Source organism: uncultured Cardiobacterium sp., from assembly GCF_938028185.1.
GTDB lineage: Bacteria > Pseudomonadota > Gammaproteobacteria > Cardiobacteriales > Cardiobacteriaceae > Cardiobacterium.
The window spans coordinates 1-9,533 of record NZ_CALJAH010000233.1 but is presented as its reverse complement, the minus strand read 5'-3'; the positions used below and the strand labels follow the sequence as shown (position 1 = coordinate 9,533).

General features: G+C 59.1%; 10 protein-coding genes, 1 tRNA gene and 1 pseudogene. 1 reads left to right on the top strand and 11 read right to left on the bottom strand.

Going from position 1 to position 9,533, the window contains the following annotated elements; translation table 11 throughout:
* A pseudogene (locus Q0349_RS06815) lies at positions 1 to 334 on the top strand (hypothetical protein); the annotation flags it as partial.
* A 44-nt stretch (positions 335 to 378) separates the two neighbouring features.
* Here Q0349_RS06815 and Q0349_RS06810 read toward each other — a convergent pair.
* From Q0349_RS06810 to Q0349_RS06760, 11 genes are all read right to left on the bottom strand, one after another.
* Positions 379 to 1,074 carry a hypothetical protein gene (locus Q0349_RS06810; RefSeq protein WP_298080124.1) on the bottom strand — a complete coding sequence of 232 codons (696 nt, stop codon included), beginning with the start codon at positions 1,072 to 1,074 and terminating at the stop codon, positions 379 to 381.
* 132 nt (positions 1,075 to 1,206) lie between these two features.
* Positions 1,207 to 2,154, bottom strand: coding sequence for a transaldolase (gene tal / locus Q0349_RS06805; RefSeq protein WP_298080123.1), 948 nt, complete (start codon positions 2,152 to 2,154; stop codon positions 1,207 to 1,209).
* Between the two features lie 17 nt (positions 2,155 to 2,171).
* The gene (locus Q0349_RS06800; protein ID WP_298080122.1) at positions 2,172 to 2,717 is read right to left on the bottom strand and encodes a 5'-3'-deoxyribonucleotidase; all 546 of its coding nucleotides are present in this window, start codon (positions 2,715 to 2,717) and stop codon (positions 2,172 to 2,174) included.
* A gap of 100 nt (positions 2,718 to 2,817) precedes the next feature.
* A complete protein-coding gene (locus Q0349_RS06795) occupies positions 2,818 to 3,123 on the bottom strand; it encodes a PTS sugar transporter subunit IIB (protein WP_298080121.1) in 306 nt (101 codons plus the stop codon).
* Positions 3,124 to 3,196: 73 nt separating this feature from the next.
* A tRNA-Leu gene (locus Q0349_RS06790) sits at positions 3,197 to 3,283 on the bottom strand.
* A gap of 107 nt (positions 3,284 to 3,390) precedes the next feature.
* Positions 3,391 to 3,699 (bottom strand): HU family DNA-binding protein, encoded by a 309-nt coding sequence (locus Q0349_RS06785; protein ID WP_298080120.1) that lies wholly within the window; start codon positions 3,697 to 3,699, stop codon positions 3,391 to 3,393.
* Positions 3,700 to 3,901: 202 nt separating this feature from the next.
* Complete coding sequence (locus Q0349_RS06780; RefSeq protein ID WP_298080119.1) at positions 3,902 to 4,603, bottom strand: ABC transporter ATP-binding protein; 702 nt, start codon at positions 4,601 to 4,603, stop codon at positions 3,902 to 3,904.
* The gene (gene livG, locus Q0349_RS06775; protein ID WP_298080118.1) at positions 4,603 to 5,364 is read right to left on the bottom strand and encodes a high-affinity branched-chain amino acid ABC transporter ATP-binding protein LivG; all 762 of its coding nucleotides are present in this window, start codon (positions 5,362 to 5,364) and stop codon (positions 4,603 to 4,605) included. Before livG ends, Q0349_RS06780 begins: the two co-directional genes overlap by 1 nt.
* Positions 5,361 to 6,587, bottom strand: coding sequence for a high-affinity branched-chain amino acid ABC transporter permease LivM (livM, locus tag Q0349_RS06770; RefSeq protein ID WP_298080117.1), 1,227 nt, complete (start codon positions 6,585 to 6,587; stop codon positions 5,361 to 5,363). Before livM ends, livG begins: the two co-directional genes overlap by 4 nt.
* On the bottom strand, positions 6,587 to 7,501 hold the full coding sequence (livH, locus tag Q0349_RS06765; RefSeq protein ID WP_298080116.1) for a high-affinity branched-chain amino acid ABC transporter permease LivH: 915 nt from the start codon (positions 7,499 to 7,501) through the stop codon (positions 6,587 to 6,589). Before livH ends, livM begins: the two co-directional genes overlap by 1 nt.
* A 679-nt stretch (positions 7,502 to 8,180) precedes the next feature.
* Positions 8,181 to 9,278: a high-affinity branched-chain amino acid ABC transporter substrate-binding protein gene (locus Q0349_RS06760; protein ID WP_298080115.1), complete on the bottom strand. Its 1,098-nt coding sequence runs from the start codon at positions 9,276 to 9,278 to the stop codon at positions 8,181 to 8,183.
* Positions 9,279 to 9,533: the final 255 nt, after the last annotated feature.

Genomic DNA, 9,533 nt, shown 5'->3' with positions numbered 1-9,533 from the left:
CTTCTATCAACTGCTTGCCGTTCACTGGATTGCTGCCATCATCATCAGCGCCTGCGGCTGGTTGCTTGTCGCCGTGCAAATGGCGCGCGGCCGCAGCATCCTGCCGCTGGCTTGTGCTGCTGACACCGCTGCCGCTCAGTCTTGTCATTGGCCTCGCCTGCGGATGTTTTCCTGCCTCGCCCCTGGCGGCGATGCTCGGCGGGTGCGACGTTCAACCTCGCGCAACTGCTCTTCTACAGCGCCGCATGGCGATATGCTGCGCGCTATTCCGCCAACCCTCGGAGGCGACCCGTATAGCCGCCCACCGAAAGTCTCATACAGTGGATGGCTATAAAAAAGAAAAGGCGGGTTTTACCCGCCTTGTTTCGTCTGTCGCCGTCACATTTGTTGGATACTGATCTGGCCGCTTTCGATGGCGGAGAGGAGCTCCTGTGCCTGCGCATCGTTCGGGTTGGCGCGGGTGTACTCTTTCAGCACTTTGACGGATTCGTTGCGTTTGTCCTGGGCGAGTAGCGCCATCGCCAGCGGTACGGCGCTGTCGCGGTTGCCGCTTTTGTAGGCGGCGCGCAGCTGGATGACGGCAGCATCGGCCTTGCCTACCGAGGCGAGGAAGCGGCCGTATTCGTCCTGGATGTTGGCCTTGCGGTTGGCTGGCGAGAGTTGTAGCAGCTTTTTGTAGTTGGCTTCGGCTTTTTCGCCGTAGCCGGGCTGGTCGAGGTTATGCCCGATCCAGTCGAGGCGCGCGCTCATCAGGATGCTTGCCAGGTGTGCTTCGCTTGCTTTGCCGCCTGCGGGTGGAGCGCTGTTTTCGGCCATGTTGTTCAGCACGATGGCGATGGGGGCGAGGTCGGTGATGGCCTGTTGGCGGTCAGCGTCGCTGTCGAATTGGGGCGGGTATTCGCTGGCATGGGCGGCGAGGTTGCCCAGCGCGGTTTGCAGCGCCTGGATGTTGACGGTGATCGGCGGGTGTTCCGGGCTGCCGTTGATGAGGCTGTTCGGGTCAAGGCGCGGGTAGGGCGCGGCGTGGAGGCTGGTGCTGGCGAGCAGACTAAGGGTAAGCAGGGTTTTCTTCATGGTTTCCTGGGTCTCCTGGGGTTTCGGAAAGGGAATGCGTGTCCGTCAGGACGCGCACGGGTTTCGGGGGTATCAATCGGGTTGCAGGGGGGCACGCTCCGTCCCTCTGCCGGTTTGCATGAGGGATATGGTTCAGAGTTTGGCGGCAAGCATCGCTTCCAGTTTTTCCTGGTCAGCGGCGAATTTGCGGATGCCTTCGGCCAGTTTTTCAACCGCCATCGGGTCGCTGTTGTGTTGCCAGAGGAATTCGGCTTCGGTCAGCGGTGCCGGTTTTTCTTTGGATGCGCCTTTGTCTTCGAGTTTGCGCGGCAGCGCGGCGTCGCTCGCTTGCAGTTCGGCCAAAAGCGGCGGGGCGATGGTGAGGCGGTCGCAGCCGGCCAGTTCGGTGATTTCGCCGCGGTTGCGGAAGCTCGCGCCCATGACGATGGTCGGGTAGCCGTGGTCTTTGTAGTAGCGGTAGATGGCGGTGACGGACTGGACGCCGGGGTCTTCCGCCGGGGCGTAGTCTTTGCCGTCATGCGCCTTGTACCAGTCGAGGATGCGGCCGACGAAGGGCGAGATGAGGGTTACGCCCGCTTCGGCGCAGGCGCGCGCCTGTGCTTGTGAAAACAGCAGGGTGAGGTTGCAGTTGATGCCCTCTTTTTCGAGGGTTTCGGCGGCGCGGATGCCCTGCCAGGTAGCGGCGATTTTGATGAGGATGCGTTCGCGACCGACGCCTGCCGCCTGGTAGAGGGCGATGATTTTGCGCGCCTTGGCGACGGTGGCGGCGCTGTCGTAGGAGAGGCGGGCATCGACTTCGGTGGAGATGCGGCCAGGGATGAAGTTGAGGATTTCGAGACCGATGTTTACCGCAAGTTTGTCTTCGGCTTCAATCAGTTGCTGGGCGTGGTCGCCGCCCTGTTTTTTGCCGTAGGCGATGGCGTTGTCGATGAGCGGCGCGTATTGCGGCAGCGCCGAGGCGGTGAGGACGAGCGAGGGGTTGGTGGTCGCGTCCTGCGGCTGGTACTGGCGGATGGCTTCGATGTCGCCGGTGTCGGCAACGACGACGGTCATGGCTCTGAGGGCTTCGAGTTGGTTCATGGTGGGGCTCCTTGGGTTTAGGGGTTAAGCAGTATGTTCCAGCTTGCCGGGTCGTCCCAGCGGATACGGTGCGCGGCGGGGATGTGGCGGTTGTAGGGGGCGTCGTAGAGCCAGTGTTGCCAGTCGGGGCTGCGGATGCCGCTGATGTCGGGTTTGTCGTCGATGAGGATATCGCCGTGGATGAGGGTTTTGTCTTTGGTGAGGATGACGCGCGCCGTCCAGTCAAAGCCAAGGTGCTGCTCGACCCAGGCGATTTTTTCGCCAACGCAGTAGCGGTAGTTGGTAATCGGCGCGGTGCAGATGCGCACGTCGTGTCCGGCGGCAAGCAGGGCGCGGGCGGCGTCCAGCGCGCCGCTGACGGGGCGGAGTCCGGCGAAGAAACCGGCGGCGGAGTAGAGGTCAATCAGCGCGTCTTGGTGTTCCGGGGCGACTTCGTCGCGCACGTAGAATTTTTGCCGTGGTTGCGGTAGCGGCACCGGCGTGCCGTAGCGGCTTTGCCAGCCGTGGGCGATGCCGTGTTCAAAGTCGGCGAGGACGCCGTCCTGGTCGAGCAGGATAATCATCGGGGGTTGTCCAGGCTGTCGGGATTTTGTGCTTGCCGCCAGTCAAGGGCGGGGCAATGGCAGCGCTCGGCGCGGCTCAGGGTATCGAAGTGCATGGCAGTCAGGGGTTGTCGTCAGCGGGCGCGAAACCGGCGTCTTGCAGGCGCAGGCGGATTTCTTCGAGGGAGAGGATGTTGCGCATACCGATGACGGTGGTTCCCGCATCGGCCGCGTTTTTGAAGATGCTGGCGAAACTGGTCGCGCAGAAGATGATGTCGTAGTCGCGGGCGAGGGTTTTGGCTTCACTGATGGCGCAGTGATGGATGGTCTCGAACGGGATGCGGTACTCTTGCAGGACTTGTTCGACTTTCGCTTTCATGACGGGCCCGGTGCCGGTGCCGTGCGCGCAGGTGACGAGGATTTTCATGAGGTGCTCCTGATTGCTCAAGAATGCCCGGCCAAAAGAAAAGCCCCGCAGCAGGCGGGGCTTTGTGGGTATCTGGTGCCTAAGGAGAGACTCGAACTCTCAAGGTGTTACCACCGGCGGATTTTGAATCCGCTGCGTCTACCAGTTCCGCCACTCAGGCTGGGCAAGGCGCGCATTATAAGGGGTTTTGTTTTTTGCGCAAGTTTTCGGGAATGCGGGGAATGTTAAAGGCGACCGGGTGGCCGCCTTCAGGTATGTGCCAAGGTTTTATTTGCCTTTTTTGGCGGGTTTGCCCTTGGCGGTGACGTTCAGGGCGTCTTTGAGTTTTTTGCCGGCCTTGAATGCGGGGGTGATGCTGGCCGCAATCTGGATTTCCTTGCCGGTTTGCGGGTTGCGTCCGGTACGAGCGGCGCGTTCGCGGGTTTCAAAGGTGCCGAAGCCAATCAGGGTAACTTTGTCGCCTTTTTTCAGGGTCTCGGTTACGCTTTCGAGTACGGCTTCCAGCGCTTTGCCTGCCTGGGCTTTGGTAATGTCGGCTGCGGCAGCGATTGCGTCTACTAATTCCGTCTTGTTCATAGTTTACCTTTACTGTGAGTTTGTTGAATTTGTCCGGCGCGATGCACCGACGGCGAAATTTTATACAGTGATTATGCGGCGGCGCAATCCTTTTTTGCTTTTTCTTTTGTGTTTTTACTATGTTAGCGTTAGGGTTGGGGATAATATTCTGTTTTGTCTGAATAAATGCGCTGCGGTATAAGCAGTTCCGGTGGAATTGTTCCTACCCGCCCAGATACGCCTTGCGCACCACGTCGCTGCTCAAGAGGTTTTCGCCCGTGTCGCTGTGGGTGATTTGTCCCAGTTCGAGGATGTAGCCCCGGTCGGCGATTTGCAGCGCCTTGTGCGCGTTTTGCTCCACCAGGAAGATGGTGATGCCCTGGTCGCGGATGTCGCGGATGATGTCGAAGATTTGCGCGATGATGATGGGCGCGAGGCCGAGCGAGGGTTCGTCCAACAGCAGCAGTTTCGGTTGCATCATCAGGCCACGTCCAATGGCGAGCATTTGCTGTTCGCCGCCGGAAAGCGTGCCCGCGCGCTGGCTGCGCCGCTCCAACAGGCGCGGGAACAGTTGGTAGATATGTTCCAGTCCGCGTTTGTTCTCCGCCTTGCTGTGGTGGTAGCCGCCCAGTTCGAGGTTTTCTTCGATGGTCAGCGCCGGGAAGATGCGCCGTCCTTCGGGAACGAGGGCGATGCCGCGCTGGCTGATTTTGTGGGTCGGCACGCGGGCGAGGTTTTCGCCGCAGTATTCGATTTTGCCGGCACTCGCGCGCGGGTTGCCGCAGATGGTGTTGAGCAGGGTGCTTTTGCCCGCGCCGTTGGCGCCGATGAGGGTGATGATTTCGCCCGCCTCGATGTGCAGGTTGATGTTTTTCAGCGCCGCTATCGGGCCGTAGTGGGCGTGCAGGTTTTCGATGTGCAGCATCAGGCTTCTCCGAGGTAGGCTTTGATGACGTCCGGGTTGTTGCGGATGTCGTCCGGGCTGCCGTAGGCGATGGGGCGGCCGTTTTCCATCACCATGATGTGCTCGGAGACGCGCATGATGAGGCTCATGTCGTGCTCTATCAGCAGGACGCTGATGCCGTGCTGGTCGCGCAGCGCCTCTATCAGGGTGACGAGCGCGGCGGTTTCTTGCGGGTTCAGCCCGGCGGCGGGTTCGTCAAGGATGAGCACGCGCGGCGCGGTCATCATGCAGCGCGCGATTTCCAGCCGCCGCTGCTGGCCGTAGGCGAGGCTGCCCGCCTCATGGTTGGCGAACGCGCGCAGTTCAAAGGTATCGAGCCATTTGGCGGCGTGTTCTTTGGCGAGGCGTTCGCTGTCGCGGTAGCGCCGGGTGCGCAGGATGCCGCTCCAGTAGCGGGTGTCGAGGTGGTTGTGCCGCGCAATCAGCAGGTTTTCCAGCACGGTCATGTCGCGGAAAAGGCGGATGTTCTGGAAGGTGCGGGTCAGGCCTTTTTGCGCGATGCGGTGGCTCGGCAGGCCGGTGATGTCTTCGCCGTCCAGGATGACCTGGCCGCCGCTCGGCTGGTAGAAGCCGCTGATGCAGTTGAAGACGGTGGTTTTGCCCGCGCCGTTCGGGCCGATAATGGCGGCGATTTGCCGCGCTTCCAGGGTGAAATTCACGTTTTCGACGGCAACAAGGCCGCCGAACTGCATCCGCAGGTTTTGGACGTCAAGCAGGCTCATTCGGGTAACTCCATTTTCGGGCGCTGCGCGGGTATCAGCCCCTGCGGCCGCCAAATCATCATCAGCACCATCACCGCGCCGAAGATAATCATGCGGTACTGCGAGAATTCGCGCGCGATTTCCGGGATGACGGTGAGGGCGAGCGCTGCCAGTATCACGCCGGTTTGCGAGCCCATGCCGCCCAAAACGACGATGGCGAGCATGATGGCGGATTCCCAGAAGGTGAAGGAATCGGGGGCGACCGAACCCTGCCAGGCGGCGTAAAACGCACCCGCGAGTCCGGCAAACGCCGCGCCGATGGCGAACGCGGAGAGTTTGACCCCGGTGGTATTGACGCCGAGCGAGCGGCAGGCGATTTCATCCTCGCGCAGCGCTTCCCAGGCGCGCCCCACCGGCATCCGCAGCAGGCGGTTAATCACCCACAGCGTCAGCAGGCAGAGGGCGAGGATGATGAGATAGAGGAAAATGCCGCGCTGTTCGGTGCTGAAGGGAATGCCGAACAGCTCATGAAAAGGCGTTTCGCCCGCGCCCGCCTTGCGGGTAAAGACAACGTTGAACAGCCCCGGCTTGGGAATATTGTTGATACCCTTCGGCCCGTTGGTGAGACTGTCGAGATTGTTGAGCAGAATGCGGACAATCTCACCAAAACCGAGGGTGACAATAGCGAGATAATCGCCGCGCAGGCGCAACACCGGGAAACCGAGCAACAGGCCGAGCGTGCCCGCGAGCAGCGCCGCAACCGGCAGCGATGTCCAGAAACCGACGCCGTGTTGCGACAGAATGGCGTAGCAATAGGCGCCGACCGCATAAAAAGCGACATGGCCGAGGTCGAGCAGCCCGGCATAGCCGACGACAATATTGAGGCTGAGTCCTAGCATGACGTAAATCAGGGCGAGGGTGCCGATATTCACCGCGCCGCGCGAGCCAAAAACGGGGACGAGAAAAGCGGCGACAATCAGCAGCGCCAGCACCCAGCCCCGGTGATTCTCAATCGAGGCGGCGGGGCTGAAACGCGGATGACGCGGCAGGCGGTGCCTGGCGGCAATGGCGAGCGGCAACAACAATTGCGCGACGAAAACAATAGCGGCGGCATACAGCGCGCGTTGCCAATCGCCTGTGAGCGACAATCCCTGCGCGCTTTGATTGAGATGCACGCCGAGAATGGGCAGGGTAATGAAAAAAGTCAGCGCGGCAGCAATCACCGCATAGCCAAAATAACGCATCAGACCTTCTCCACTTCAGGCTTGCCGAGAATACCGGAAGGGCGAATCAGCAAAACAATAATCAACAAAGAAAAGGCGACCAAATCCTTGTACTCGCTCGCCAAATAAGCGGACGCAAAACTTTCCGACAGCCCCAAAATAAAACCGCCCAACATTGCCCCCGGAATCGAACCAATCCCGCCCAAAACGGCGGCAGTAAATGCCTTCATCCCGGCGACAAAACCCATATACGGCGTAATCGTGCCGTAATAAAGTGCGACCAATACCCCGGCAATGGCGGCGAGTGCCGCACCAATGACAAAGGTGAGGGCAATAATCTTGTCCGCATCAATACCGAGCAATTTCGCCATGCCAATATCGGCGGCACAAGCACGACACGCCATCCCCGTTTTCGATTTCTTGATAAACAAATTGAGCGCGAGCATTGCCAACAGCGTCACCACAAAAATAATGATCTGCAAGGCAGAGAGCGAAACACTCATACCGCTTTGACTGGCGAGCAATTCCCAGCGCGCAGTCAAAACCGGTTGCAATGCAATATCCTTGTTGCTTTGGCCGAGGGCGACAAAATTCTGCAAAAAAATCGACATCCCGATGGCGGAAATCAGCGGCACCAAACGCGGACTGTTGCGCAACGGCTTGTAGGCAATCTTCTCGACCGCAAAGCCATAACCGCCGGTCAAAACTACCGCAATGACAATGGCGAGAACAATCACCAGCGCCAGCGGTAAACCGAATGCGGGCAGCCCGACCAGCGCCACCACGCCGATATAAGCGCCGAGCATATAAATCTCGCCGTGGGCAAAATTGATAAGGCCGATAATGCCATAGACCATCGTATAACCAATGGCAATCAGCGCATAAATGCTGCCGAGGGTGAGGCCGTTAATAATTTGTTGGAGGAAGTTGTACATAGACTGAATTTATAGGGTGCGGTTTGATGCACCATTGTTGGAAAAAAACGGGAAAGGCAGATTGCCAAACATTGCCTGTTTACATACACCATGAGCGCTACCGTGTATGTATAAAAATGATGCCGTGCGGCTTGTTTGCTGCCCCCACCCTAACTTTCTCGCACTACGCGCGAGCTGTTCCAGTCCCCCACGGGGGAGGGGACAGATTGGTGGCATTGCGCACATCTGTTCCCGCATCCGTACCAGGAACTTTGTCCTTTCGCTGCTTGTGCAGAAATCAAAAGCAGAAGAATAGCGGAACGGCTCCCTCCCCCTGTGGGGGAGGGGCAGGGTGGGGGCAGCAGATAATCCGCGAAGCGACACTATCCGATACCTCAACGAGTATTTGCCATTTACATACACCATGAGCGCTCAGGTGTATGTATAAATGACGCTACTGAAAATGGTGGATGCGGGAACCAATGCGCAAAAAAACTGCCGATTTGTCCCCTCCCTCGCAGGACGCGCCAGCGTCCGCAGCGGGGGAGGGCTAGGGTGGGGGTAGCGGTGTTTATTATCTAACCACAAGCCATTTTGAACATCCGTTCCCTAAAACTAATAAAAATTGGGTTTAATTAGTAATGGTAGGGGCGGTTAGCGAGGAACGAGCGTAACCGCCCCTACGACAATATAATTTCAATTACTCACTCTTCAAAACCTTCTTCCCATCCGCGTGCAACTCATAAATTACCGAATGAAAATCCTTGAGGTCGCCATTTTCCGCAAAACCAATCTTGCCAATGGCGGTGTCATACTCGCCCTCGCGCAGCGTCTTCGCAATCGTCTCCGGGTCGTCGCTGCCGCTGCGTTTCGCCGCCTCGGCAATCACCTGCACCGCCGCATAACTGGGCATGACGAACGGGCCGTTCGGGTCCTGCTTCTTCGCCTTGATGGCTTCCACAATCGCGGCATTTTCCGGCGCGGCGGAAAAATCCTTCGGCACCGTCGCCAATACGCCTTCCGCCGCATTGCCCGCAATCGCAAACAAATCAACGTTATCCACGCCATCTGCGCCCATGAACACCGGCTTGAAGCCCTGGTCGGCGCCCTGGCGCAAAATCGCCCCCGCTTCCGGGTGGAAACCGCCCCAATAAACAAAATCCACATTGGCGTTCTTCAACTTGGTAATCAGCGCGGAAAAATCGCTCTGCCCCTTGTTCACGCCCTCAACAATCACCGGCTCAATGCCGCGCGCCTTCAGCCCGGCGGCGACCGCATCGACCAGCCCCTGCCCGTACGCCTGCTTGTCGTGCAGGAGCGCGATGTGCTTCGGCTTGATGACATCGGCGATATAAGCGGCGCTGACCGGCGCGCTTTGCAGGTCGGTGCCGATGGTGCGCAGGATGGTGCTGTAACCCTTCTGCGACAGCTCCGGCGAGGTGGAGGCGGCGGTAATCATCACGATGCCGTTCTCGTCATAAATCTCGGCAGCGGGCATGGTGGAAGACGAACATAGATGGCCGATGACGAACTTCACCCCGTCATTGACAATCTGGTTGGCGACCGTCACCGCCTGCTTTGGCTCGCAGGCATCGTCATAGGTTTTCACGACCAGCTTCTTGCCGTTCAAACCGCCGTTGGCATTGACAAAATCAATGGCGGCTTCCGCGCCAATCTTCTGAATCGTGCCGTATTGCGTGACCGGCCCGGTTTCCGGCCCGGCAAGGGCGATGGTAATGGTGTCTTCGGCGTGGGCGCCTGCGGCAAACAGGGCGAGAACGAGCAGGGACTTTTTCATGACAACTCCGTGAATTTGAAGAAAGGTGGGCAGTTTCGGCAAAAGTAGCGGGTAAGTCAAGCGGAAAACGCTACAGATAGCGGTTAAGCGTGGTGAAAAACTCCCTGAAGGGCGACGAGGCAAGGTGAATAACAACATTGCGGATGATGGCGACCCCGGCGGTTCACCCCCGCAACAGTCGCAGGGCGGGGCTTGCTCCACCGGCAAAACCGCAAAAAAACCGGGCGTAGGGGCGGTTAGGCGAAGCCGTAACCG